Genomic DNA, 25,406 nt, shown 5'->3' with positions numbered 1-25,406 from the left:
GGGAGAGCTCCAAGCCGAATCGGGTGGATAGATGCCTGCTCACGGTAGCAGTCCTCCCCCGCCTCCCCGGGCTCCCCCGCCTCCCCCGGTACCGCTCCCCCTCCCCCGGCTCCGCCGCCTCCCCGGGACTTCGGCGCACAGCTCGAGCGCCGTTGACTGTCGGGCACGCGTGCCGGCGGTTGGGGCCGAGACAATTTTGGACATACCCGGGGAGTTGCCCCGAATGTGACGAAATCAGTTGTCGCGTACCGAGACGACATCTGGGGGAGTTACCCCGAACATTACGAAATCGGTTGTCGCGTGCCCATACGGCGGCGGCGTTGTTCAGCAGGGTCGGGGACGGGGACGGCGGCTACCAGGCGGCGGGTGTAGTCCTCGCGTGGGCTGCGCAGGATGTCGTCATTGCTGCCCTCTTCGATGACGGTTCCATTGCGCAGCACCACGATCCGGTCGGCCAGCTGATCCACCACGGCGAGGTCGTGGCTGATGAACAGGCAGGCCCAGCCGCACTCGCGCTGGAGTTCGGCGAACAGCTCGAGTACCCGGGCCTGCACCGAGACGTCCAGGGCGCTGGTGGGCTCGTCGGCGACCAGCAGGTCGGGATTGAGCACCAGGGCCCGGGCCAGGCTGACGCGCTGGCGCTGGCCTCCGGAAAGTTCGTGCGGATAGCGCTTTTCCACTCCGGCCGGGAGTTGTACGTCGTCGAGGAGGCGGCGGACGCGCTCGCGGGCGGCCGCGCCCTTGGCCTGTTTGTGCACCAGCAGCGGTTCGGCCACGCACTCGCCGATGGTGAGGCGCGGGTTGAGGGAGGTGGCCGGATCCTGGAAGACGAAGCCGAAGCGGCGGCGGAGGGGCCGCAACTTCCGTTCGGAGAGCCCGGCGATATCGGTGCCGAGCACCCGCACGCTGCCGGCGGTGGGGCGTTGCAGGCCGGCCACGCAGCGGCCGATGGTGGACTTGCCGGAGCCGGATTCGCCTACCAGGCCGAGGGTTTCGCCGTGGCGCAGGGCCAGGCCGACGTCGTTCACGGCCCGGAAGGACGGGCGGCCGAACGGGGCCGGGAATTCCACCACCAGGCCGGAGACCTCGAGCACGGTGGCGGCATCGGCCGGGATGGGCTCGCGGACAATGGTTCTCGCCAGGGCGGCGCCGGCCACGGGCGCGGAGTCGGTCTCGACGTCGGCGGCCTCCCAGTTATCCGGCAGCACATGCAGTTTCGGCACCGCGGCCAGCAACGCACGGGTGTACTCGTGCTGAGGTTCGGCGAAAAGCCGGTCCACCGTGGCCTCTTCGACGATGCGTCCGTCGCGCATCACCACCACGCGGTCGGCGAGGTCGGCGACCACGCCCATATTGTGGGTGATGAGCACGATTGCCGCGCCGAGCCGGTCGCGCAGGTCCCGCAGCAGTTCCAGGATTTCGGCCTGCACGGTGACGTCGAGCGCGGTGGTGGGTTCGTCGGCGATGATCACCCTGGGTTCGCACGCGATGGCGATGGCGATCACCACGCGTTGCTTCTGGCCGCCGGAGAGCTGGTGCGGGTAGTAGTCGACCCGGGCCTCTGGATCGGGCAGGCCGACCGCGCGCAGCAGCTCTATCGCCCTGGCACGGGCCGGTTTCCGCTTCATGCCCGAGTGCGCGCGCAGCGCCTCGCCGATCTGGAAGCCGACGGTGAACAGGGGGTCCAGTGCCGCGCCCGGCTCCTGGAACACCATGGAGACGGCCCCGCCGCGCAACGCGGTGAGTTCCTTCTCGCTCATCGTGGTGACCGCTCGGGTCCCGAGCAGGACGTGCCCGCGCACGCTCGCGGTGGGCGGCAGCAGTCCCATGGCGGTGCGGGAGCTCACCGATTTGCCGGACCCGGATTCGCCGACCACGGCCAGCACCTCGCCCGGGAACACCTGGTACGAAACCTCTTTCACGGCCGTCACGGCACCGGCGTCGGTCGCGAAGGTGACGGTGAGGGATTCGAAGGACAGTACGGGTTCAGGCATGGCCGTCCTCCTGCGCGGCTTCGGTGGGCGCGGCTTCGGTGGGCGCGGTGTCGGTCGCGGCGGCGGTGGCCGCGCGTCGGGTGCGCAGCAGCGGGTTGAGCACCTCGTTGAGGCTCTCGCCGACCAGGGTCATGCCGAGCACCACGGTCACGATGGCGACGCCGGGGAAGACCCCCGTCCACCAGATGCCGTTGGAGACGTCGGCGAGGGCCTTGTTGAGGTCGTAGCCCCATTCGGCGGCCTGTGTGGGTTCGATGCCGAAGCCGAGGAACCCCAGTCCGGCCAGCGTGAGGATGGCCTCCGCGCCGTTGAGGGTGATGAGCACCGGCAGCGACTGGGTGACATTGGCGAGAATGTGCCGGAACAGGATTCGCGCCGTGGACGCGCCCGTGACCCGTGCGGCGTCCACGTACGGTTCCTGTTTCACCGAGATGGTGGCATTGCGCACCACCCGGAAGTACTGCGGCACGAAGATGACGGTGATGGCGATGGCCGCCGACAGGATGCCGCCGAAGCTGCTGGACTGCCCGCCCGACACCACGATCGAGACCACGATGGCCAACAGCAGCGACGGGAACGCGTACATGGCGTCCATGAACAGCACCAGCACCCGGTCCACCCAGCGCCCGAGGTACCCGGACACCAGGCCCAGCGGCACGCCGGCGATCAGCGACAGCACCAGCGACACCGCGATCACCGACAGCGCCGTGCGGGCACCGAAGAGGACGCGGGAGAACACGTCCTCGCCGCGCACCGAGGTGCCGAACCAGTGCGCCGCCGAGGGCGCTTGCTGCCGCGCGAAGTCGACGCCGTCGGAGGCGTTCTGCGCGAATCCGTAGGGCGCGAGCAGCGGCGCGAGGAGCGCGACCAGGATGAAGCCCGCCACCAGCACGACCCCGAGCAGCAGCGTGAATCGCTGGAGCCCGGAGGTCATGCGCACCAGGGCCGTTCCGGGGAGGCGGAGCCGGGAACGGCTGGGCGGCACCGGCGCCGAGACGCCCGTTTCGATGATCGTCATCAGAACCTCACCCTCGGGTCGATCAGCGCCACGATCAGGTCCACCAGAAAGCTCATGATCGCGACCACGATGGCGATGAACGCGACGATGCCCTGCACCGCCACGAAGTCGCGCGCCTGCAGGTAGGAGGCGAGCTGGTAGCCCAATCCCTTCCATTCGAAGGTGGTCTCGGTGAGCACCGCGCCGCCGAGCATCATGGCGATCTGCATGCCCATGACGGTGACCACCGGGATGAGGGCATTCCGGAAGGCGTGCCGCCCGGTGACCACGCGGTCTGACAGCCCGCGCGCCCGGGCGGCCTCCACATATCCCGAGCGCAGGGTCTGGATCAGGTTGATCCGCACCAGCCGCAGGAATACGCCGGCGGTGAGCAGCCCCAGCGCGATGGCCGGGAGCACCGCGTGTTTCAGCACGTCGACGATGTTCCCGGTATCGCCGTACAGGATCGCGTCGACGATCATGATGTTGGTCTTGGGTGACACGTGCTGAAGTTGCAGCTCGACATTCGTGCCGGCCCGCCCGGCGACCGGCAGCCAGCCCAGCTTCACCGCGAAGATCAGCTTGAGCAGCAGGCCGACGAAGAACACCGGTGCCGCGTACACCAGGATGGCGAACAGCCGCAGGCTCACATCGGCGGCCGAATCCCGTTTGGTGGCCGCGTATCTGCCCAGCGGCACGCCCACCGCGAAGGCCACGAGGAGCGACCAGAACACCAGCTCCAGCGTGGCCGCGCCGTAGGTGACGATGACATCGCTGATGGCCCGATTGTCCTGGGAGCGGCCGAAATCCCCGCGCAGCAGCCCGGACAGGTAGTCCCGGTACTGCGTCGCGATGGGCCGGGTGAGCCCGGCCGCCTCTTTACGCCTATGCAATTCCTCGGGGGTGAGCCGCCCGCCCTGCGCGGCGGTGATGGGGTCGCCGATCACCCGCATCAGGAAGAACACCAGGGTCACCAGGATCCAGGTGGTGGGGATGATGAGCAGCGCGCGCATGCCGAGGTATCGCGCCAGTGCGCCGTAGCGGGTTTCGCCGCCGCGCAATCGCTTTCCCGCCGGGCGGGCCGGGGTCGCCGGCCCGCCCTCGGGGTCGGTGGTGGTGACCATCCGACTACTTGCTCAGCACGCCGAAGCGGAACTTGGAGGATGGGTCCAGGGTCTGGTCCACACCCTGGATGTTCTTGCCCGCCACCGCGATCTGGTTACCGGTGAGCAGCGGCACGATGGGCAGGTAGTCGGCCATCAGGTCGTGCTGCACCGTTGCCAGCGCGGCGGCCCGTTTGGCCGGATCCGGTTCGGTCAGTTCGGCGTTCAGCTCCGCGGTGATCTTCGGATCACCGAAGTGGTTGCGCAGGAAGTTGTCCTCGGTGAAGAAGGGCCGCAGGTAGTCGTCGGCGTCCGGATAGTCGGGGAACCAGCCGAACTGGAACACCGGATAGCCGTCGGTGGAGCGGGCCTTCTGATAGGCGACCCATTCGGTGGACTGCAGGTTCACCGTGAACAGTCCGGTGGCCTCGAGCTGGCTCTTGATGGCGGCGTACTCCTCGGAGCTGACGGTGCCGTAGTGCTCGGTGGTGTACTGCAGGTTCAGTTCGACCGGCGTGGCCACGCCCGCGTCGGCGAGGAACTTGGCGGCCGCGTCCTTGTTCGGTTTGGCCCCGTAGATGTCCTTGATGGGCTCGGTCGCGCCCGGAACGCCCTTGGGCACCGGCGAGTACAGCGGCGCCCAGGTGCCCTTGAAGACGGTGGTGGCCAGGGCTTCCCGGTCGACCGCGGTGGTGACGGCCTTGCGAACTGCCAGCTTCTGTGCGGGATTGCCGCCGGGCTGGGTGTTGAGGTTGAACACGATGTAGCGGGTGTCGCCGCCGGGCGCCTGGTGCACGGTCACCTTGTCGCTGGTCTTCAGCGAGTCCAGGTCGGTCGGGGTGAGGGTGTGCCAGGCGACGTCGATATTGCCCTGCTGCACATCGAGTTTCAGGTTCGCGGCCTCGGCGTAGTACTTCACCGTGACGGTATCGGTCTTCGGCTTGCCGAACAGCCCGTTGTAATCCGGGTTGGACTGGTATTCGACCAGCTTGTTCTTGTCGTAGCTGGTGATGGCGTACGGCCCGGAGAACGGCTTCGCCTTCACGATGTCCTCGTCGGCGAGCACCCTGTCGGCCGGGAACACCTTCTCGTCCACGATGGCCGCCGCCTGGGTGGGCAGGATGGCCGGGAAGGTCTGGTCATTGGCCATCTTCAGAGTGAAGTTGACGGTCTTGTCGTCCGGGGCGTCGGTGTGATCGAGGTTGTCCAGCAGGGCCTTCGGGCCCTGCGGATCGTCGATCTTCACCATGCGGTCGAAGGAGAATTTCACGCTGTGCGCGGTGAGGGGGTCACCGTTGGCGAATTTCAAACCCGGTTTCAGCGTGCAGGTGTACACGGTCGGGGCGGTGAACTCGCACTTGTCGGCCGCATCGGGTTTCGGGACGGCCTCGCCGGCGGGGAAATTCAGAAGGAACTGGTAGACCTGGGTTTCCGCCAGTAGTGATCCGTTGTCGTAGGCCTTGGCGGGATCCAGGGAGGTGATCTTGTCGGTGGTGCCGACCAGGATTCCGGCTCCCCCGCCGCCGCCTCCGGTCTTGCCGGATCCGCATCCGGCTATCGCCAGCACCGTCAGTCCTGCGAATCCGACTGCCGCAACTTTTTTCGCGCGCATCACTGCCCTGCTCTCGAAACGCAGCGCAGCGGCCGGGTCGCGGGCCCGCCGCGCCGCGGTGGACATCCTTTGGCTGGGCACAGTATCGACCGGTTATAACCGGCATGTTGCGTTTCCGAACAATCGGTATACAAATCGAGCCCTCGGCCCGGCGACGCCCACGTCGCAACTGCGCCAGCGGATTTCCCGGTTCGGTGCGGGAAAAGCACGGTGCCCGTCCGCGATTACGCGAACGGGCACCGGAAGGCCTTGCGGTTACGGGCGGCTCAGGGCCGAGGCATTGGCATTGTCCGCCAGCAGCTCGGTTTCGGTCGTGCCCGACAGCATGCCCTCGAGCACGTTCTTGCCGATGGCGGATTCCACCGGCAGCGGGATCGGGTAATCGCCGTCGAAGCAGGCGCAGCACAGCCGCGAACGCGGCTGCTCGGTGGCGGCGATCATGCCCTCGATCGAGATGTAGCCGAGGCTGTCCGCGCCGATGGAGCGGCGCACGCCCTCCACCATGTCGTCGAGGCTCTCACCTTCGATGCTGTCGGGGCCCGCGCCATTGGCGATCAGCTCCGCGCGCGAGGCGAAGTCGATGCCGTAGAAGCAGGGCCACTTGACCGGCGGGGAGGCGATGCGCACGTGGATCTCCAACGCGCCCGCCTCACGGAGCATGCGGATCAGGGCCCGCTGGGTGTTGCCGCGCACGATGGAGTCGTCCACCACGACGAGCCGCTTGCCGCGGATCACCTCGCGCAGTGGATTGAGCTTCAACCGGATTCCGAGCTGACGGATGGTCTGGCTGGGCTGGATGAAGGTGCGGCCCACGTAGGCGTTCTTCATCAGGCCTTGGCCGTAGGGCACTCCGGAGCCCTGCGCGTAGCCGACGGCGGCCGGGGTGCCGGACTCCGGCACCGGGATGACCAGGTCGGCGTCGATCGGATGCTCGGCGGCCAGACGGCGGCCGATGTCGACGCGGGTGGCGTGCACCGAGCGACCCGAAATGGTGGAGTCGGGCCGGGCCAGGTACACGAATTCGAAGACGCAGCCCTTGGGCGTCGGATTGGCGAAGCGCAGCGAGCGGACCCCGTCCGCGTCGATGGCCAGCAGTTCACCCGGCTCGATCTCGCGCACGAAGGACGCGCCGACGATGTCGAGGGCGGCGGTCTCGCTGGCGACCACCCAGCCGCGGTCCAGCCGGCCCAGGCACAGCGGGCGCACCCCGTGCGGGTCGCGGGCGGCGTAGAGGGTGTGCTCGTCCATGAAGGTGAGGCAGAAGGCGCCGCGCAGCGTCGGCAGCAGCTCCATGGCCGCCTGCTCGATGCTCTTGTCGGCGGCGGCGTGCGCCAGCAGCGCAGTCATCACATCGGAGTCGGAGGTGGCGGCCACATTCCCCGCCAAGCGGCCGGTGACCAGTCCGAGTTCTCGTGCCCGCGTACTCAATTCGGCGGTGTTGACCAGGTTTCCGTTGTGGCCCAGTGCGATTCCGGTCCCGACGGCGGTGGTGCGGAAGATCGGCTGCGCGTTCTCCCACGTGGTGGAACCCGTGGTGGAGTAGCGACAGTGACCGACGGCGACGTGGCCGGGCATGGCGGCCAGGGTCTGTTCGTCGAAGACCTGGCTCACCAGGCCGAGATCCTTGAACACCAGCACCTGCGAGCCGTCGGCGACGGCGATGCCCGCCGCCTCCTGACCACGGTGCTGCAATGCGTAAAGTCCGTAATACGTGAGCTTTGCCACATCTTCGCCCGGCGCCCAGACACCGAACACACCGCATTCTTCGCGCGGTTCGTTCTCGTCCTGGTCGGAGGTGGTGGTGGCGGAGGGGAGATTCACCGTTTGCTCCCTGTTCGGCGGGCTGGGGGCGACCGCCATTCTACGGGTAACCGCCAGGCAACCCACCGTTGGGATAACGGAGATGGCACGCCGTTTGCTGTTAGCGTTCGACCGTGGCGACCACGGACAGCAACGGCAGTGCGGAAACCAGTCCACGACGCAGGCATCTGAGCCCGATCAGGTGGGCGGCCCCGATCGTGGTGGTCACCCTGCTGGCCTCGCTGCTGGGCGTCATGTATCTCGACTACGTGGTCGATCCGGAGAAGAATCTGCACGACTTCCCGATCGCGCTGGTGAATCAGGATGTCGGCGACGACATCAAGACCGGCGATCAGGTCCGGCACGTCAACTTCGGCGAACAGGTCTCGGCCGGACTCCAGCAGGCCGTGCCTTCGGACAAGATCGATCTGCGCGTGCTCGGCATCAACGAGGCGCAGTTGCAGATGCAGTCGGCGCAGGTGTACGGCACCATCATCATTCCCGGCGACTTCTCCAAGCGTCTGGGCATTCTCGGCGTCGGCAGTGTGGTGCCGGGCGATATCTCCAAGCCGGTGCTGACGCTGCAGACCAATCCGCGTACCGGCGCGTTCACCACCGCCGTGGTGCAGAAGTTCGGAACGCAGGCGCTCACCCAGGTCAACGACCAGGTCGGGCGGCAGCTGACCGAGCAGGTGAACAAGCAGTTGACGCCACCGCCGGGCGCGCCCCCCACCGAACTGTCCGCGGCCACCCGCCTGGTGCTGGCCCAGCCGCTGAACATCGTGGTCGACCAATTCCGGCCGTTGCCGGGCGGTTCCGGTGAGGGACTGACCGCGTTCTTCTACAGCCTGCTGCTCCTACTGGTCGGCATGGTGGGCGCGATGATCATTCACCAGCTCATCGATTCGGCCCTCGGCTTCCTGCCGACCGAGTGGGGGCCGTGGTACGTGCACTATCCGCGTGCGTCCATTTCGCGGCTGAGGACACTGCTCGTCAAGTGGTCTGCGATCGCGGTGATGGCGGTGGTGGTCTCGGCGGTGCTGGAGGGCATAGCGGCGGCGCTCGGCATGCCGATCGACAAACCGCTGCTGCTGTTCCTCTTCGGCGCCCTCGTGATCATCGCCGTCGGCTTCACCTGTTCCTCGACGCTGGCCGCGGTCGGTACGGCCGGCCTGATCATCAATCTGACCGTCTTCATCATCCTGGGCCTGCCGTCCTCCGGCGGCACCATTCCGATCGAGGCCACCCCCAAGTACTTCGGCTGGCTGGCCAAGTTCGAGCCCATGCACCAGGTGTTCCTGGGGACGCGCTCCATCCTCTACTTCAACGGCAACGGCCACGCGGGCCTGACGCGGGGCTTCTGGATGGCCGCGCTCGGGCTGGCCATCGGCGTCGTCTTCGGGCTGATCATCACGCCCTACTACGACCGAAAAGGATTGGAACGCAGGCCCGCCGAGCCTGCCGGCAGCGGCAAGCACGCCAAGACCACCGAAGCCTGACCGCCGTGGCGGGGCGGCCGCTGCCGCGCTCGCCCGGCGACGTCACAGCTGCGCGACCGGCAGCCACCGCGCCACCTCGCCGGCGCGGCTGCCGGAGGCGCTCAGCGCACCGGACTCGTGCGCCTGCTCGAAGCCGAGCAGCCCGGTGGCCAGCAAAAGCCAAGTGCGCGGATCCGTTTCGACCACGTTCGGCGGCGTCCCCCGCGTATGCCGCGGCCCCTCGATGCACTGCACCGCCACGAACGGCGGCACCCGTACCTCCACCGAATGCCCCGGCGCGTCCGCGGCCAGCGCCCGCGCGGTCCCCCGCACCGCCGTCGCGAGTTCGGCCCGCGCGGGAGCGGGACTGGAATCGTCCCGCAGCCAGTCACCCACCGCAGCCACCGCCGCCCGCACCTCGGCCGGATCAACCGCTCCTCGTCGCGCCATGCCGCGAGGCTACCGCCGGTGAATATCCAGACACCTGACAGGGGATTCTCCCCTCGCCATTCCGGCGCGCTGTCGGCCGGAATCCCACCGACCGCGCGGATCCCGGCCAATAGCATGCCGGGATGACCGACGAGCTTCCCTCTAGACCCGCAAGCGGCGCGCCAGGCGTGGGGCGACGGCCCCGCCCGCGTTGAGGGCCACATGCAGCAAGGCAGGAGCCGTGGCGCTGCCGGTGCGGCGGCGCAGCAGGTCGAAGACCAGGCCGCCGCCGGTGGTGAGCGCCACGGTGGCTGAGACGGGATCGGCCGCGGCGCGGGCCGGTTGTATGTGCGAGAGACCGAAAACCAGTGCGCCCAGGCCCGTTTCGGGGCGAGCGGCCGCCCGCTCCAGGAGCGGGGTCAGGGTGGATCGGTAGACGAGTTCTTCGCTCAGGACGGTGCCACCGGGAATGTGGAGGGCGGTCCATTCCACGGTGGAGACGCCAGGGCCGCGGTCGGCGAGCCCGGCGAGGTGGCGGCGGGTGGACGGAACCACCAAAGCCGCACCGTAACCGGACAGGACCACCGCGGCGGCGAGGACTCCGGCCCGGAAGCCCCGGCGGGAGAGCCAGTTCGGCTCACCACGGAAAATCCGGGTGTAGGCCGCGGCGAAGGCGGTGTTGGCGGCCGTGCGGCCGCGCACATCCAGGCGCAGGGCCGGGAGCAGGTAGTTGCTCCACACCAGCGGCAGCGTCACGGCGGCAAGGACTTTCGGGCGCAGTAGCGGGCGGGCGACGGCGAGCACGGCTATTTCACCGCCCGCTCGTAGGCCTCCGCGAGTTCGATCTGGGTGCGAATGCGTTCGGCGAGGTCCTGGTCCCAGTCCGGTGGCGCGGCGATCGCGGCCCAGCCGTCGAGGACCAGGGAGCCGTAGCGGTGGCCGTGGCCGTCGCTGACGCCCTGGGCATTGGTGAGATCCGCGACGACCTGCCAGAAGGTGACGAAAGGCCACCAGCGCATCTGCGGCGAGACATCCGCGCCACGCGGCTCGGACAGCCAATCCGGTTGGGAGAAGATGAGATCCGGGGACCACCAGACAATGGGGTCGGAGGGGTGCTGGAGGTACGCGATACGCGGTTTGCGCCAATCGGCCGAGGGCTTGTTCAGATCGGCGGCGGTGGCGGCGAATCGGACCACCAGCCCGTCGGCGTAGATGGGGTCCACCTCGCGGGTGCCCGGATCGCGGCGTTGAACGAACTGCTGCCACAGGCGATTCGAGTTGGGCGGGCCGACCCACAGCGCGCCGTCCACCTTCGAGCGCAGGTCGGCCAGGCCGTCGAAGGCGGATTCGGAGCCCTGCGAGCCCAGGCTCTCCCCGTACACCAGCAGTTTGGGCCGATGCTCGGGCGGCCGCTGCGACCAATGCGCGTAGACGGCGTCGAACATCGTCCTGCCGTTGATCGCCACCTTCTGCCGGTCCGCCAGGAACGACAGCACGCTGGGCAGATACGAGTACTGCGACGCCACGATGGCGGTATCGCCGCCCCACATGTATTCGATGGCGGCCGCGGCTTCCCCGTTCACCCAGCCGGTGCCGGTGGTGGTGGCCAGTACCAGCACCTTGCGGTCGAAGGCCCCCGTGCGTTCGAGTTCGGCGACCGCCAGATCCTCCTCGGTGGTGTCCGCGCTCGCCGACTTCAAGCCCACGTACACCCGGATCGGTTCGCGCGCGGGCTTTCTGGTGACGGCGCTGATCAGCAGCGGGTCGGGTCCGTGCGAGACGAACCAGCGGCCCTCCGACCCCAGCGTCTCCCATTTGGCCAGGGAGGCCGGGCTGCCGGAGCGCTCGGGCTTGGTGGGCTGCACCGCGTATTCGGTCATCTTGTCGTTGCGCACGCTGAACGCCGAGTTGGCGACCGCGAAGAAGGCGCGGGTGGCGACACCGTTGAACAGCGTCACGATGAGCACGGTGAGCAGCAGTGCGCCGGCAGCGGGCGCGAGCGCGGGCGGCACCCTCACCCAGCGGCTGAGCATCCGGGCCAGGAACCGCACGACCTCGCGCAGCGTGCGATAGACCGCTACCACCAGCGCGCCGACCGCGAAACTCAGCGCGCCCGTGCGCAGATACGCGGCGCGGGTGGTGCCCTCCATCCCCATGAGGCCGGTGAGTTCGCGTTGCCAGTCCGCGGACAGCACCAGCATGTAGGCCGCCACCAGAATGCAGGCGACGACCACGAAGACCTTGATCAGATACCGCACCCACTCCGACGGGGTGGCCATCTTGATCCGCGGCCGGAGCCACTTGCGGAACGCCCACAGCAGCACACACCCCACGCCGTATCCGATGGCAGCGTTGAGGCCGGAGATCAAGCCTTGGAACAGCCAGTCGCGCGGTACCAGCGAGGGGGTCACCGACCAGGCGAAGAAGATGGTCGCCAGTACCAGCCCGGTGTGGTTGAGGTCGATGATGGCCTCGACCTTCCGCGCGAACACCGCGATCTTGCGTCCCCACCCGTTCCGGAACAGCAGCGCGCCACGCCGATACACCACCGAGCCGCGCGTGCGCAGCCTGGTGAAGGCGTCGGCGGAGTCCAGCACCCGTCAAGTATGGACGCAGCCGGCCGCGATCCGGGGACCCCTGGGTGTGAGAGGGGCCATCGCACCGGCGTGTCGGGCGTTGCATCTACTCGGCCTACTCGAGTAGATGTACTCGGTCGATGCGGCGGCGTGCGCACCAGACTCGATGACCATGAGCACTCCGAGCGCACACACCAAGAGCACCAACGCGTTTCTGGCTCAGGCCATGATCGCCTTCGGAATCAGCTTCTCCGCCTTGATCATCGGCATCGTCTACTTGCCGCTGGACATCTGGCAGCGCGGATTCCTGTTGATGGCAACGCTGTTCCTGGTCAGCAGCTGCTTCACTCTCGCGAAGGTGATTCGCGATCAGCACGAGTCCTCCAAGGTGCACCACCGCATCGACGAGGCCCGGATGGAAAAGCTGATGGCCGAGCACGATCCGTTCAAGATCAACTGACCGAGCCCCCGACCGCGGGGACGACAAGAGCCCGCCGTAGTGAGGGGAAACCGGCGGGCTCTCGGTATGTCCACGGCCTGGCGGCCGGATCAGTTCAGCGCTCGGGAATCAGTGCTCGAACGCCCCGAACAGGGCGGGCAGCGTGCCCTCGTGGGCGGCGCGCAACTCGTCCAGCTTCACGCTGAACTGACCCTGCACCTCGACCGAATCCGAACCGTCGTCGACGACGCCGATGCGCACCCACGGCAGGCCGCGGGCGTCGCACATCTTGGTGAAGCGGGTCTCCTCCGAGCGCGGCACGGCCACCAGCACGCGGCCCGCGGACTCGGAGAACAGGGTGACGAACGGGTCGGCGCCCTCCGGAATGAGGACGCGGCAAGCGGTTTCGCCGGCCAGCGCGGCCTCCACGACGGTCTGGATCAGGCCGCCCTCGGAGACGTCGTGGGCGGCGGAGATCATGCCGTCACGCGAACCCGAGGTGAGGATCTCCGAGATGAGCTGCTCGCGGGCGAGGTCGACCTTGGGCGGCAGGCCGCCGAGGTGGTCGTGCTCGACCTGCGCCCAGATGGAGCCGTCCAGCTCGTCGCGGGTCTCGCCGAGCAGGATGAGGGTCTCGCCCGGCTCGGTGCCCAGGCCGGTCGGAATGCGGCGGTGCACATCGTCGATGACGCCCAGGACGCCGACCACCGGGGTCGGCAGGATGGCGGTCTGGCCGGTCTGATTGTAGAAGGACACGTTGCCGCCGGTGACCGGAATGCCCAGCGCCGCACACCCGTCCGCCAGACCGCGGACGGCCTGCTGGAACTGCCACATGACGCCCGGGTCCTCGGGCGAACCGAAGTTGAGGCAGTTGGTGACGGCCTTCGGGGTGGCGCCGGTGACGGCGACATTGCGGAAGGCCTCGGCCAGCGCCAGCTGCGCGCCGGTATAGGGATCCAGCTTGGTGTAGCGGCCCGAGGCGTCGGTGGCCAGGGCGATGCCGCGGCCGGTCTCCTCGTCGATGCGGATGACACCGGCGTCGGCGTTCTCGGCGAGCACGGTGTTGCCGCGCACGTAGCGGTCGTACTGCTCGGTAATCCACTTGCGGGAGCACAGCTGCGGGCTGGCCAGCATCTTCAGCAGGGTGGCACGCAGTTCGTCGCCGGTCTTCGGCCGGTTCAGGCGGGCGGCCGAATCCGCGTTCAGCGCATCCTGATCCGCGGGCCGCTCCACCGGGCGCTCGTAGACCGGGCCCTGGTGGGCGACGGTGCGCGGCGGCACGTCCACCACGGTTTCACCGTGCCAGGTGATGACCAGGCGCTCGCCGTCGGTGACCTCACCGATGACGGTGGCCGTGACATCCCACTTCTCGCACACGGCCATGAAGGCGTCCACGTTCTCGGGGGTGACGACCGCGCACATGCGCTCCTGCGACTCGCTCGAAAGGATCTCGGCGGGAGTCATATTGGCGGCGCGCAGCGGCACCCGGTCCAAGTCGATGTGCATGCCGCCGTCGCCGGCCGCCGCGAGTTCGGAGGTGGCGCAGGACAGTCCGGCGCCGCCGAGGTCCTGGATGCCCACCACGAGTCCGGCGTGGTACAGCTCGAGACAGCACTCGATGAGGACCTTCTCGGCGAACGGGTCGCCGACCTGCACGCTGGGCAGTTTCTTACGGCCGGAACCGGATTCGTCACCGGAGAAGGTGTCCGAGGCCAGCACGGATACGCCGCCGATGCCGTCGAGGCCGGTGCGCGCGCCGAACAGGATGATCTTGTTGCCCTGGCCGGAGGCGAAGGCCAGATGCAGGTCCTCGACCCGCATGACGCCCGCGCACAGCGCGTTCACCAGCGGATTGCCCTGGTAGGAGGAGTCGAATACGGTCTCGCCGCCCACGTTGGGCAGGCCCAGCGAGTTGCCGTAGCCGCCGACGCCGCGCACCACGCCGTCGACCACGCGCCGGGTGTCCGGGTGGTCGGCCGCACCGAAGCGCAGCTGGTCCATGACCGCGATCGGGCGCGCGCCCATGGCCATGATGTCGCGCACGATGCCGCCGACGCCGGTGGCCGCACCCTGGTAGGGCTCCACATAGGACGGGTGGTTGTGCGATTCGACCTTGAAGGTGACCGCCCAGCCGTCGCCGATGTCCACCACACCCGCGTTCTCGCCGATGCCCGCGAGCATTGACTTCTTCATCTCCTCGGTGGTGGTCTCACCGAAGTAGCGCAGGTGCACCTTGGAGGACTTGTACGAGCAGTGCTCCGACCACATCACCGAGTACATGGCGAGCTCGGCATCGGTCGGACGCCGGCCCAGGATCTCCTTGATCCGGGCATACTCGTCATCCTTGAGGCCGAGTTCCTTGTAGGGCTGCGGATTGTCCGGGGTGGCCGCGGCGTTGCTGACGGTATCGACGTGGCTGGTCACGGGAATACCAGAGTCCTTTCGGCCGGGCAGGTCGGAAGCGAGAGCCGGCGTTGCTGGATGTCGGCGAAATACGGCCCGAGTCTAATTGCCTGCAAATCGCGCCTTTACCCCGCCTGCTCCCCCGCCTCCCCGGGACTTGGGCGCACGGCTGAGAGCGGTCACCATTCATGCACGCGTGCCGGCGGCCGGGCGCCACACCGATTTCGGCCATACCCAGGGAGTTACCCCAATCGATACGAAATCGGCCGCCTCCTTGACATACGAACTCGGGTCGCCGGTGGTGTGATGCCGGGCACTTCGGGCTACAGGCCGCCGACCGACGCGGGCCCGGTCACCCGCTACTCTGTGGCGGTGAACGATCGATCCGGGGTCGCGGATCCGACCGAGAAGCCCGTGACCACGCCTGGAGGGCTGACGCGGCGGCAGGGACAGCTGCTGGCGATCGCGGTCGCGCTGTTCGCGGTGTCCGCCATGATCAGCTACCAGGCCAAGTTCTGGCACGGATACATCGACTTGCAGGTGTATCGGAACGGCGCGCGGGCCTGGCTGGACGGCAAGGATCTGTACGGGCCGATGCCGCCGGTGTACGGGCTCGGACTGCCGTTCACGTATCCGCCGCTGGCCGCCCTGTTCTTCGCACCGCTGGCCATCATGCCGCTGGGTATCGCCGAGTGGGCGGTGCTCGCGGTCTCCGTCGCCTCGCTCGGGGCGACGCTATGGGTCGTACTGGACCGGATCCGGCCGAGCATGGCGTGGCAGACCCGGCTCGCGAGCGTCCTCGCGTCGGTGGGGCTGCTGCAATTGCTGGAGCCGATCCGCCAGACCTACGGGTTCGGGCAGATCAACCTGGTGCTGATGGCCGCGGTGGCGCTGGATTGTCTGGTGCGCAAGCCATTCTGGCCGCGCGGCATGCTGATCGGCATCGCGGTCTCGGTGAAGCTGACCCCGGGCGGCTATCTCCTCTACTTCCTGCTGCGCAAGGACTGGAAGGGCGCGATCACCCTGGTCGCGTCCGCCATCGGCGCCGTCGCGGTGGGTTTCGTGCTGTTCCCGCACGATTCGCCGCAGTACTGGTTCCACACGCTGTCCGACACCGGACGCATCGGCCCACCCTGGTACGCGGGCAACCAGTCGATCAAGGGTTTCGTGTTCCGGCTGGGCTACTCCACCTCGATGTCGACGCTGATCTGGCTGGTGCTGTCGGTGGCAGCCGTGGCCCTCGCCGCGCTGTGGATGAAGCGCCTGCTGGATGCCGGCGCCACCGTGGCCGCCCTCATGGTGAATGCCGCCGCGGTGCTGCTGGTGTCCCCGGTCTCCTGGTCGCATCACTGGGTGTGGATCGCGCCCGCGCTGATCGTGGCCGCCGACGCCATCGCCCGCGGCCGCCGCAATCCGTGGTTCCTCACCGCGGTGGGGCTGGCCGTGGTCATGTTCGCCATCGGGCCCATGTGGCTGCTCCCGCACGACCACGATCGCGAACTCACCTGGAACTGGTGGCAGCAGATCATCGGCAACAGCTACGTGCTGTTCACCCTGGCGATCTTCGTGGCGGCCGCTTTGACCTATCAGACGAAGCCGGACCCGGCCAGAGCCGACGCGCTGAACGCTTAGATCCCATACGGGATGCCCAAGGCGACAACTGATTTCGCGAGCATTGCGGTAACTCCCGGGGCACGCCCGGAATCGGTTCGGCCTCCGACCGCCTGCGCGCGAAAGCCGCGACGGCTACCAGGCCGCGCGCTGAAGGCCCGGAGAGGCGGTCAAGAAGGCCGCCAGCGCCGAAGCGTAGGCGGGAACGTCTGCGGCGCCCATCATTTCGCGCGCCGAGTGCATGGCCAGCTGGGCCGCGCCGACATCCACGGTGGGCATGCCGGTGCGGGCCGCGGTCATCGGCCCGATGGTCGAGCCGCAGGGCAGGTCGGCCCGGTGCACGTAGCGCTGCAGCGGAACATTCGCCTGCGCGCAGGCCAGGGCGAAGGCGCCCGCGCCGGTAGCGTCGGTGGCGTAGCGCAGATTCTGATTGACCTTGAGCACCGGCCCGCCGTTCACCTCGATGCGGTGCCGGGGCTCGTGCCGGTCCGGGTAGTTCGGGTGCGTCGCGTGCGCCATGTCGCCGGAGGCGCACACCGAACCGGCCAGGGCCGCCAGGTATTCCGCGCGACCGCCGCCGCGGGCGAGCACGATGCGCTCCAGCACCTCGGGCAGCAGCCCGGACTGGGCGCCCCGGTCGGACTGGCTGCCGACCTCCTCATGATCGAACATGGCCAGTACGGGCACCGCCGCACCGGGTGCGGCGATGGCGGCCAGGAAGGCGCACAACCCCGCGTAGCAGGTGCCCTGATTGTCGAGCCGAGGCGCGCTGATCAGGTCCAGGTCACGCCCGATCAGCGTGGAGGGCGCCAGATCATGGGTCATGAGCTCCCAGCCGAGCACGGCGTCCGGCTCGAGGCCGAAACGCTCGGCGATGAATGCCAGGAAGGAGCGCGGCTCGCTGCCGACCCCCCACACCGCGTTCACATGCTGCTGCGGATCCAGCTGTACCCCGCGCCGGTCCTCGGAGAGGTGGATGGCCAGCTGCGGCACCCGCAGAATCGGTTCGTCGATGCGAATCAGCTGCTCCCGCACCGCATTTCCGTCGCGGACCGACAGTCGTCCGGAAATGCCGAGGTCCCGGTCCAGCCACGAGTTCAACCAGGCCCCGCCGTAGGGTTCCAGCCCGACCAGCTGCCAGCCCGCTACGGCCAGGTCCGGATGTTGCTTGACGCGCAGGTTGGGGCTGTCGGTGTGGGCGCCGACCACCCGGAACGGGGTGGCCTGTCCGGCATGGAAACCGGTGGACGCACTCGGGCCGCCATCGGCCCACGCCACCAGCGAACCGCCGCGCACCACGTAGTAGCGGCCCGCGCCGCCGGCGGGCCAGGGCGCCGATTCGGACAACCGGGTGAAGCCGTGATCGTCGAGTTCCGCTGCGACAGTGCGGCAGACGTGGAATGGCGACGGGGAGGCATCGATGAATTCACACAGGCCGGCGGCGGTCGCGGTGGTCTCGGCAACGGGCATGGGTCGAGCTTATCCGCCTCCCCGAGCCTCCAGCGGGCAGCTGGGAGCCGTCGGCGGGGTGGCATCCGGCACCTACGTCGAGTGCCAACCCGATCTTGGGGTACCCGGGAAGTTACCCCGATCCTTGCTAGATCAGTTGTCACGTGGGGATACCGCCGGGCGTCAGCAGCTATTCCGGAACCGGAGCCTCGGCGACCCGGCTCAGCAGCCGGACCAGTTCCAGATAGTCGTCGCTTCCGAGACTGCGGCGCATTTCCGCCTCGGCCCGCGCCTCTTCGGCGCGCATCTGCTCGACGAGCTCCTCGCCGCGCCGGCTCAGGCCGATCAGGATGCGGCGGCGATCGTCGGCCGCGGCGACCCGGAAGATGAAGCCGCGCTCGGCGAGCTGGTCGGCGTGCCGGGTGGCCGAGGAGGGCGGCAGCTGTGCCCGGGCGGCCAGCTCACTCATGGTGATGCCGACGTCAGCGGACAGATTGGAGAGCATGCACCACTGGTCGGCGGTGAGCCGCCTGGTACACAATGCGGCGTCCAGGTGACGAAGCCAACTCCGCTCGGCCGCTCGGAGGGCTCCATGCAAGGTGGAAAATCCACCTAGGATTGTCGCCATATTTCCCGCCCGTCATAAAACCGCCAGAACGAGGGGAAGGGTAACCGATGTCCCCGTTCGACGGGAATCCCGAGAATACTCTCGAGATCATCAACATAGTTCCCCAGCAGGGTCCCGGCGGTATCTTCGGACCGTCGTGTGAAGCGGCCATTTCTCTGGCGTTGGAAGAAATCAACTCCAGCTCCGGAATTCTGGGAAGGGAATTGCGCGTCACCCACATTGACGGCGGCTGTGAACCTGACGTGGTGGCCGGAGAGGTGGCGGCGCTGCTGGCCACCGGCATGGTGCGGGCGGTGACCGGCTGGCACACCTCGGCGGTGCGGCGGGCGGTGGAGCGGGTGACGGCCGGGCGGGTGCCGTATCTGTTCGCCACCGATCACGAGGGTCAGACATCGCACCCGGACGGGCTGTTCATGATCGGCGCGGACCCTGAGCACCAGATCGTGCCCGCCCTGGACTGGCTGCGCCGGTCCTTCGAGGCCCGGCGCTGGGCGATCATCGGCAATGACTATGTGTGGCCCCGGCGCACCGCGCAGGCCGTGCGGGCTGCGCTGCTGGATCCGGACCTCGTTGCACTGGAGATGTTCGTACCCATGGGAACCCGCGACTTCCGCCGGTTCCTCGGCGACCCCCGGCTCGACCAGGCCGACGGGATCATCGTGCTACTGGTGGGCGCGGACGTCGCCCGCTTCAACCTGCAATTCTCGCGGACCGGGCGGTCCGATCAGCAGGTGCGGGTGAGCCCGGCGGTGGACGAGAACGTGCTGCTGGCCGCGGGCGGCGGCGCGAACCGCAATCTGTTCGTGCCGTCCGGGTTCTTCGTGAACGGGCCGCACGACCGGGAGCGCTTGGACCGCTATCACAAGCTGCACGGCTGGTTCGCGCCTTCACTCACCAATTTCAGCAATACCAGCTACGAGGCCATCCACACCCTGCGCGGCATGGCCGAGCTGGCCGGATCCCTCGATGTGCGGCAAATCCAGGCCGCGGTCACGGACCGGCCCGTCATCGAAACCCCGTGGGGCGGGGTCGGTTTCGAGGGCAATCAGGCGATCCGCCCGACCTGGCTGGCCAGGGCGGGCGGCGTCGACTTCGAGATCCTGGACGGGATCTGTGTTTGATTTGCCCTCCGCTTGGCTCCGGGCAAGCCGCAGGGAGGCGGTCGCGGCCCTGGAAGTCTCGTTCTTCCCTCGCTCCGCTCCTCCGAGGCGCAGGTCTACGGAGCCGTTCGCTCCCCCGCTCCAAGCGCGGGGAGAATCCGGCGGAGACCAGGCTGTCCAGGACCGACATGGATGAATCAGGCGCTGTCCAGACCGACAAGAACCGATCAGGCGGAGACCAGGTTGTCCATCCAGCACCGACAAGGACGAATCAGGCGGAGACCAGGCTGTCGAGGACGGACAAGAAGAGGCCGAGGCCGTCGTCACTGGGGCCGGTGAGCGGCTCGGTGGCGTGCTCGGGGTGCGGCATCAGGCCGACGACCCGGCGGTTGGCCGAGGTGATGCCGGCGATATCGCGCTGCGAGCCGTTCGGGTTGCCGCCCGCGTAGCGGAACACCACGCGGCCCTCGCCCTCGAGTTCGTCGAGCACGTCGGCGGACGCCTGGTAGCGGCCCTCGGCGTTCTTGACGGGGATGAGGATCTGGGCGCCCGGCTCGTAGCGAGTGGTCCAGGCGGTGTCGGTCCGCTCGACGGTCAGCCACTGGTCACGGCAGACGAAGTGCAGTCCCTCGTTGCGGGTCAGCGCGCCCGGCAACAGGCCCGCCTCGCACAGGATCTGGAAACCGTTGCAGATGCCCAGGATCGGCATGCCGTGCTCGGCGGCCTTGATGACCTCGGCCATGACCGGGGCCATCGACGCGATGGCGCCGGCGCGCAGGTAGTCGCCGTAGGAGAAGCCGCCGGGGACCACGACCGCGTCGACCTGCTTCAGGTCGGCGTCGGCGTGCCAGAGCGAAACCGGTTCGGATCCGGCCAGTTTCACCGCGCGGGCGGCGTCGACGTCGTCGAGCGTGCCCGGGAAGGTGATCACACCGATGCGGGCGCTCACAGCCGGACGACCTTCCAGTCCTCGATCACGACATTGGCCAGCAGCGATTCGGCGATCTGCTCGAGTTCGGCGTCGCTGACATTGTCATCGACGTCGAGTTCGAATCGCTTGCCCTGCCGCACATCCGAGATGCCGGGGTGCCCGAGACGCCCCAGCGCGCCGACAATGGCTTGTCCCTGCGGATCCAGGATCTCGGCCTTCGGCATCACCTCGACCACGACACGTGCCACGCGTTGCTCCTCAACTGATGGGGCGGCCGCCCGGCACATGCGAATCCGAGCGGGAATCTACGACCAGCGTAGATGGCACTCGACGCCCACGTACCGGCGGGGCAGGCACGAAGTGGCGCCCACCACAGGGATCGATCGCCGCAGGTTCGCGGCCCGAGCACGGGGGCGGAGCGCTCGTTCTGGACCGCGCTCCGCCTCCCCGCGCTTGGAGCGGGGGAGCGAACGGCTCCATAGACCTGCGCCTCGGAGGAGCGGAGGAGGGAAGAAGGAGACTCGACGGCCGCGGCCGCCTCCACCTCCCTGCGGCTTGCCCGAGGGAAGCGGAGGGCAGTCGAACACAGCTACCGTTGATCCATGCGCATAGCCCATTTCGGACATTCCTGCATACTCGTCGAACTCAACGGCAGCAAGATCCTGTTCGATCCGGGCAGTTTCTCGCACGGATTCGAAGGCCTCACCGGATTGACCGCCATCGCGGTCACGCATCAGCATCCCGATCACATCTGCCCGAACCGGATCGAGGCGCTGATCGAGGCGAATCCGCAGGCCAGACTCCTGTGCGATCCGCAGACCGCGCTGCTGCGGGGTGAGCCGTGGGAAGCGGTTCACGCCGGAAATGTTATCGAAGTCGGCGATGTCCAAATAACCGGCGGCGGTGGCCGACACGCGGTCATCCACCCCGAGATCCCCGTTATCGACAACACCGTCTTCCAACTCGGCACTCCGGACGATCCCTCGCAACTCGTCCATCCTGGAGATTCACTCTGGGTGCCGCCGACTCCGGTGGATGTTCTCGCCATTCCCGCGGTCGCACCGTGGATGCGCATCAGTGAGGCCGTGGATTATCTGCGGGCGGTAAATCCGCGCGCCGCGTTCCCGATCCACTACGGCATCATCACTCCCGAAGCTCAGGGCATCTATTTCGGCCGGTTGAGCGAAATGGGTCCCGCCAATACCGAATTCACGATCATCGAACCCGAGGATCACGCCGAATTCTGATACCGCGGCGCCGGGCGGGAGCGGCCGCCGCCCGGCGGCGCGAGCTGTGGAACCTACTGCGGCCGAGGCGGATTCGTCGCGAACGAGGCCAGGAACAGCGCCTCGGCCAGTGCCATGTTCTCGATCTCGGTGGGATCGACGCTCTCATTGGGCGCGTGGATCAGGCACCGCGGTTCCTCCACGCCGATGAGCATGATCTCCGCGTCCGGGTAGGTGTCGGCGAAGACATTGCACAACGGGATCGACCCGCCCTGCCCCGCGGTGGTGGCGGGGCGACCGTAGGCGGCCTCCATGGCCGCCGCCATGGCCTGCCGGGCGGGGCCGTCGGTGCTGCCGACGAAGGGCGACCCGGTGGCCTCGGTCTCCACGGTCACCCTCGCGTGCCACGGCGCGTGCGACTTCAGGTGGGCGGTCAGGGCTTTCAGCGCCTGGCCCGGCTCGATCCCCGGCGGGATGCGCAGGTTGAGCCGGGCCCGGGACCTGGGCTGGATGGCGGCCGACGAACCGACCACCGGCGGGACATCCATGCCGAGCACCGTCAGAGCGGGCCGCGCCCACAGCATGTCGGCCACCTCGCCGCCGCCGATCAGGTCGACGCCATCGAGAACGCCCGCGTCGGAACGGAATTGGTTCGCCGGATACTCGTGCCCGGCCCAGACCTGGTCATTGCGCAAGCCGTCGACGGTGGTGTTGCCGTCGGCGTCGCGCAGGGTCCCCAGCAGGTGGATCATGGCGGCCAGGGCATCCGGGGCGGGACCGCCGAACATGCCGGAATGCATGGGGCCGGAGAGGGTTTCGACAGTGACGACCACATTCACATTGCCGCGCAGAGTCTGGGTGAAGGTGGGGACGCCGGCCGCGAAATTGCCGCAGTCGCCGATCAGCAGGGTGTCGGCGCGCAGCAGTTCGACATTGCCGGGCACGAACTCCTCCAGGCCGCCGGTGCCCTGCTCTTCGGAGCCCTCAGAGACCAGTACCAGCCCGACCGGGAAGTCGTCGCCGTGTACCCTGCGCAGCGCCCGCAGCGCGGTCAGGTGCATGACGATATTGCCCTTGCAGTCGGCCGCGCCGCGCCCGTACCAGCGGCCGTCCCGCTCGGTGAGCTCCCAGACCGGCGTCTTCCAGGCGGCGTCGTCGAGTGGCGGCTGCACGTCGTAGTGGCAGTACAGCATGACGGTGGGCGCACCGGCCGGGGTCTGGCTGCGCGCCACCACGGCATTGCTGCCGTCCGGCGTCCGGTGCAGCCCGACGTCGGTGAGCCCCTCGGCCTCGAAGGCGTCGGCGACCCACTGCGCGGTGCGCTCGCACTCCTCGATCGGGAACTGCCGGGCGTCGTACACCGACTTGAACGAAACGAGCTGCGCGAGGTCGCTTTTCGCACGCGGCATGAGTGCCTTGACGGCGGCGCGCAACGCGGCGACCCGCGAATCCTCCTGCACCCCTGCGGTTGTGGCCATGAAAGTCTCCTGATCACTTGGCGGTATCGGGTTTCACGCTCTCACCTTTCTTCAGGTGACCGATGGTGTCCAGGTACGACGCGAGCTTGTCCGGGCATGGGTTTCGACGGCGAGCGCGGTAGCCGTGCGGACATCGGCGTCGGCGACGACGGGCCGACTCCCGGGACCACCGGCCACCTCGGTGATGGGCCTCGTAGCGTGCGGGGATGAGCGGGGAGGGCCTGCCCGCCATCCTCGCCCAGCGAGTCGGCGATGGTCTGCGGGTCCGGCGACGTGAAACCGGCTGCTCCAGATCCGGCGCTCCGGTCGGCGATCGAGCATCGGCCGGGGGCCACATCCGGCAGACCGGCTGCGGCCGAGCCGGGAATGTGGTTGACGACCGCGCCCTCCCCGATGTGCGGCGTCATGGCGGACCTCACCTACCTATGACATGCTGATAGTCCATAGTGCTGAATAGTAACCTTTCAGCAACTATTTCTTTATTGCGAAACGGTGGCTCGCTGAACCAGTTTCGATCGTGGAGGGCTGGCTACCATCTTTGCGGCAACCCTTGCCGTGCCTGAGATCGGAGGCCACATGACCGGCATTTCGGAACCCGACGACGTCTTCGCGATGCCCGGCATCAAACGCTCCGCACCGCACCGGGGTTTCCCGGAACACGAGATCTTCCCGCAGGTCGCCTATCAGATCGTGCACGACGAACTGCTGCTCGACGGCGTCTCCCGAATGAACCTGGCCACCTTCTGCACCACCTGGATCGACGACCAGGCCCGGCGGCTGATGAGCGAATGCCTCGACAAGAACATCGTCGACAAGGACGAGTACCCGCAGACCGCAGAAATCGAGCAGCGCTGCGTGCACATGCTCGCCGACCTGTGGCATTCCCCCGATCCCATGAACACCCTCGGCACCTCCACCATCGGCTCCAGCGAGGCCGCCATGTTGGGCGGGCTGGCCGCGAAGTTCCGCTGGCGCAGGCGCGGCGGCACGGGCATCCCCAATTTCGTCTGCGGACCGGTCCAGGTGTGCTGGGAGAAGTTCGCGCGCTACTTCGACGTCGAGATCCGCCAGATCCCCTTGCGCGGCGAGCGCTACACCATGCACCCCGACGACATCGCCGCCTACTGCGACGAGAACACCATCATGGTGGTGCCCACCTTCGGTCAGACCTTCACCGGCCTGTTCGAAGACGTCGAGGGCGTCAGCAAGGCGCTCGACGAGCTGCAGGCCACGACCGGGCTCGACATCCCGATCCACGTGGACGCGGCCAGCGGAGGCTTCCTCGCGCCCTTCTGCGCGCCCGAGATCTCCTGGGATTTCCGGCTTCCCCGGGTGAAGTCCATCAACGCCTCCGGCCACAAGACCGGTCTCGCCCCGCTGGGCGCGGGCTGGGCCATCTGGCGCACCAAGGAGGACCTGCCCGAAGAGCTCATCTTCAATGTCGACTACCTCGGCGGCAATATGCCCACCTTCAACCTGAACTTCTCGCGGCCCGGCGCACAGGCGATCACCCAGTACTACGAGTTCATCCGGCTCGGCCGCATCGGCTACCGCAACGTCCAGACCGCTATCTATAGCGCCGGGCAGCATCTGGCCAAGGGGCTCGCCGAGGCCGGGCCGTTCGAGCTCATCCACGACTGCGACCCGCATCGCGGCATCACCGCGGTGTCCTGGAAAGCGGCGGCCACGTCGAAGCTCGAGCTGTACGACCTGTCCGACCGGCTGCGCACCCGCGGCTGGCTCATCGCCGCCTACCCGCTCCCGGCCGACCGCGAGGACGAGACCATCATGCGCGCGGTGCTGCGGCACGGATTCACCCACGACATGGCCGATCTGCTGCTGACCGACCTGGCGCGCAGCATGCAAGTGCTCGACCGGCACCCGCTCGAGACCTCGCTCACCCGCGAGGAAGCGGGCGGATTCACCCATGACGCCAATCCCGCCGTCTCCACCGCGGATCTCATGGCGGCCGGGGTGAAACGGGACAGCCGGGCGAAATCCGATGACAAGAAGCCCGCGGCCAAGAAGTCCAAGACCGCCGCGGGCAAGGCCACGATGGGCAAGAAGTGAGCGCGGCCGAGAGTTCAGCCGCCGCAGGGCTTTCCACCGGCCCCCGGCGAAAAGGCTCCGGTACGGAAGCACCTCAGCACAG

20 protein-coding genes are annotated in these 25,406 nt (G+C 68.1%); 6 read left to right on the top strand and 14 right to left on the bottom strand.

Translation table 11 applies throughout. The features are described 5' to 3' along the window. Positions 1 to 281: 281 nt before the first annotated feature. From GLP40_RS00520 to purF, 5 genes are all read right to left on the bottom strand, one after another. Positions 282 to 1,994 carry an ABC transporter ATP-binding protein gene (locus GLP40_RS00520; protein ID WP_154785840.1) on the bottom strand — a complete coding sequence of 571 codons (1,713 nt, stop codon included), beginning with the start codon at positions 1,992 to 1,994 and terminating at the stop codon, positions 282 to 284. Continuing rightward, positions 1,987 to 3,012: an ABC transporter permease gene (locus GLP40_RS00515; RefSeq protein ID WP_154785839.1), complete on the bottom strand. Its 1,026-nt coding sequence runs from the start codon at positions 3,010 to 3,012 to the stop codon at positions 1,987 to 1,989. Before GLP40_RS00515 ends, GLP40_RS00520 begins: the two co-directional genes overlap by 8 nt. Next, a complete protein-coding gene (locus GLP40_RS00510; RefSeq protein WP_154786300.1) occupies positions 3,012 to 4,004 on the bottom strand; it encodes an ABC transporter permease in 993 nt (330 codons plus the stop codon). Before GLP40_RS00510 ends, GLP40_RS00515 begins: the two co-directional genes overlap by 1 nt. A 115-nt stretch (positions 4,005 to 4,119) precedes the next feature. Further along, positions 4,120 to 5,709, bottom strand: coding sequence for an ABC transporter substrate-binding protein (locus GLP40_RS00505; protein ID WP_407671520.1), 1,590 nt, complete (start codon positions 5,707 to 5,709; stop codon positions 4,120 to 4,122). Between the two features lie 252 nt (positions 5,710 to 5,961). Then, positions 5,962 to 7,527 carry an amidophosphoribosyltransferase gene (gene purF, locus GLP40_RS00500; RefSeq protein ID WP_407671511.1) on the bottom strand — a complete coding sequence of 522 codons (1,566 nt, stop codon included), beginning with the start codon at positions 7,525 to 7,527 and terminating at the stop codon, positions 5,962 to 5,964. A gap of 113 nt (positions 7,528 to 7,640) precedes the next feature. Between purF and GLP40_RS00495 the strand changes: the two genes are divergently transcribed. Continuing rightward, positions 7,641 to 9,005 carry a YhgE/Pip domain-containing protein gene (locus GLP40_RS00495; protein WP_407671510.1) on the top strand — a complete coding sequence of 455 codons (1,365 nt, stop codon included), beginning with the start codon at positions 7,641 to 7,643 and terminating at the stop codon, positions 9,003 to 9,005. Between the two features lie 42 nt (positions 9,006 to 9,047). On the opposite strand, the gene GLP40_RS00490 is transcribed toward GLP40_RS00495, so the two are convergent. From GLP40_RS00490 to GLP40_RS00480, 3 genes are all read right to left on the bottom strand, one after another. Further along, a complete protein-coding gene (locus GLP40_RS00490; protein ID WP_154785836.1) occupies positions 9,048 to 9,434 on the bottom strand; it encodes a sterol carrier family protein in 387 nt (128 codons plus the stop codon). A gap of 141 nt (positions 9,435 to 9,575) precedes the next feature. Beyond that, positions 9,576 to 10,217, bottom strand: a complete 642-nt coding sequence (locus GLP40_RS00485) for a CPBP family intramembrane glutamic endopeptidase (protein ID WP_328289516.1) — start codon at positions 10,215 to 10,217, stop codon at positions 9,576 to 9,578. 2 nt (positions 10,218 to 10,219) lie between these two features. Further along, complete coding sequence (locus GLP40_RS00480) at positions 10,220 to 12,010, bottom strand: alpha/beta hydrolase (RefSeq protein WP_328289515.1); 1,791 nt, start codon at positions 12,008 to 12,010, stop codon at positions 10,220 to 10,222. A 151-nt stretch (positions 12,011 to 12,161) separates the two neighbouring features. Here GLP40_RS00480 and GLP40_RS00475 point away from each other — a divergent pair, with 151 nt between their 5' ends. Further along, positions 12,162 to 12,449: a YiaA/YiaB family inner membrane protein gene (locus GLP40_RS00475; RefSeq protein ID WP_154785835.1), complete on the top strand. Its 288-nt coding sequence runs from the start codon at positions 12,162 to 12,164 to the stop codon at positions 12,447 to 12,449. Positions 12,450 to 12,557: 108 nt separating this feature from the next. Here GLP40_RS00475 and purL read toward each other — a convergent pair whose 3' ends face one another. Then, on the bottom strand, positions 12,558 to 14,852 hold the full coding sequence (purL, locus tag GLP40_RS00470; protein WP_328289514.1) for a phosphoribosylformylglycinamidine synthase subunit PurL: 2,295 nt from the start codon (positions 14,850 to 14,852) through the stop codon (positions 12,558 to 12,560). A 351-nt stretch (positions 14,853 to 15,203) separates the two neighbouring features. Here purL and GLP40_RS00465 point away from each other — a divergent pair, with 351 nt between their 5' ends. Continuing rightward, positions 15,204 to 16,463 carry a glycosyltransferase 87 family protein gene (locus GLP40_RS00465; RefSeq protein WP_328289513.1) on the top strand — a complete coding sequence of 420 codons (1,260 nt, stop codon included), beginning with the start codon at positions 15,204 to 15,206 and terminating at the stop codon, positions 16,461 to 16,463. A 114-nt stretch (positions 16,464 to 16,577) separates the two neighbouring features. Here the strand turns inward: GLP40_RS00465 and GLP40_RS00460 are convergent, their stop codons facing one another. Continuing rightward, on the bottom strand, positions 16,578 to 17,912 hold the full coding sequence (locus GLP40_RS00460) for a M18 family aminopeptidase (RefSeq protein ID WP_154785832.1): 1,335 nt from the start codon (positions 17,910 to 17,912) through the stop codon (positions 16,578 to 16,580). A gap of 169 nt (positions 17,913 to 18,081) precedes the next feature. Further along, positions 18,082 to 18,432, bottom strand: coding sequence for a MarR family winged helix-turn-helix transcriptional regulator (locus GLP40_RS00455; protein ID WP_230329133.1), 351 nt, complete (start codon positions 18,430 to 18,432; stop codon positions 18,082 to 18,084). A 134-nt stretch (positions 18,433 to 18,566) separates the two neighbouring features. Between GLP40_RS00455 and GLP40_RS00450 the strand changes: the two genes are divergently transcribed. Beyond that, a complete protein-coding gene (locus GLP40_RS00450) occupies positions 18,567 to 19,640 on the top strand; it encodes a substrate-binding domain-containing protein (protein ID WP_154785830.1) in 1,074 nt (357 codons plus the stop codon). A 250-nt stretch (positions 19,641 to 19,890) separates the two neighbouring features. On the opposite strand, the gene purQ is transcribed toward GLP40_RS00450, so the two are convergent. Together purQ and purS are read right to left on the bottom strand one after the other, a co-directional pair. Further along, a complete protein-coding gene (gene purQ, locus GLP40_RS00445; RefSeq protein ID WP_328289512.1) occupies positions 19,891 to 20,568 on the bottom strand; it encodes a phosphoribosylformylglycinamidine synthase subunit PurQ in 678 nt (225 codons plus the stop codon). Then, positions 20,565 to 20,798 (bottom strand): phosphoribosylformylglycinamidine synthase subunit PurS, encoded by a 234-nt coding sequence (gene purS / locus GLP40_RS00440; protein ID WP_328289511.1) that lies wholly within the window; start codon positions 20,796 to 20,798, stop codon positions 20,565 to 20,567. The genes purQ and purS overlap by 4 nt, the downstream gene beginning before the upstream one ends. 354 nt (positions 20,799 to 21,152) lie before the next feature. On the opposite strand from purS, the gene GLP40_RS00435 reads away from it, so the two are divergent. Further along, the gene (locus GLP40_RS00435; RefSeq protein WP_154785827.1) at positions 21,153 to 21,797 is read left to right on the top strand and encodes an MBL fold metallo-hydrolase; all 645 of its coding nucleotides are present in this window, start codon (positions 21,153 to 21,155) and stop codon (positions 21,795 to 21,797) included. A 53-nt stretch (positions 21,798 to 21,850) separates the two neighbouring features. Here the strand turns inward: GLP40_RS00435 and GLP40_RS00430 are convergent, their stop codons facing one another. Beyond that, positions 21,851 to 23,254, bottom strand: coding sequence for a dipeptidase (locus tag GLP40_RS00430; RefSeq protein ID WP_154785826.1), 1,404 nt, complete (start codon positions 23,252 to 23,254; stop codon positions 21,851 to 21,853). 576 nt (positions 23,255 to 23,830) lie between these two features. Here GLP40_RS00430 and GLP40_RS00425 point away from each other — a divergent pair. Beyond that, on the top strand, positions 23,831 to 25,324 hold the full coding sequence (locus tag GLP40_RS00425) for a glutamate decarboxylase (RefSeq protein ID WP_154785825.1): 1,494 nt from the start codon (positions 23,831 to 23,833) through the stop codon (positions 25,322 to 25,324). Positions 25,325 to 25,406: the final 82 nt, after the last annotated feature.

Origin of the sequence: Nocardia aurantiaca (assembly GCF_009708175.1) — a bacterium.
Lineage (GTDB): Bacteria > Actinomycetota > Actinomycetes > Mycobacteriales > Mycobacteriaceae > Nocardia > Nocardia aurantiaca.
Note: the sequence above shows the minus strand (reverse complement) of the source record. Positions and strands in the feature narration are given on the sequence as shown.

Bases quoted from the DNA above. Each gene is read 5' to 3' on its own strand.
- GLP40_RS00510 (WP_154786300.1), bottom strand. From the start codon at position 4,004: ATGCGCGCGCTGCTCATCATCCCCACCACCTGGATCCTGGTGACCCTG.
- GLP40_RS00515 (WP_154785839.1), bottom strand. From the start codon at position 3,012: ATGACGATCATCGAAACGGGCGTCTCGGCGCCGGTGCCGCCCAGCCGT.
- GLP40_RS00460 (WP_154785832.1), bottom strand. From the start codon at position 17,912: ATGCCCGTTGCCGAGACCACCGCGACCGCCGCCGGCCTGTGTGAATTC.
- GLP40_RS00435 (WP_154785827.1), top strand. From the start codon at position 21,153: ATGCGCATAGCCCATTTCGGACATTCCTGCATACTCGTCGAACTCAAC.
- GLP40_RS00430 (WP_154785826.1), bottom strand. From the start codon at position 23,254: ATGGCCACAACCGCAGGGGTGCAGGAGGATTCGCGGGTCGCCGCGTTG.
- GLP40_RS00425 (WP_154785825.1), top strand. From the start codon at position 23,831: ATGACCGGCATTTCGGAACCCGACGACGTCTTCGCGATGCCCGGCATC.
- GLP40_RS00475 (WP_154785835.1), top strand. From the start codon at position 12,162: ATGAGCACTCCGAGCGCACACACCAAGAGCACCAACGCGTTTCTGGCT.
- GLP40_RS00490 (WP_154785836.1), bottom strand. From the start codon at position 9,434: ATGGCGCGACGAGGAGCGGTTGATCCGGCCGAGGTGCGGGCGGCGGTG.
- GLP40_RS00520 (WP_154785840.1), bottom strand. From the start codon at position 1,994: ATGCCTGAACCCGTACTGTCCTTCGAATCCCTCACCGTCACCTTCGCG.
- GLP40_RS00450 (WP_154785830.1), top strand. From the start codon at position 18,567: ATGTCCCCGTTCGACGGGAATCCCGAGAATACTCTCGAGATCATCAAC.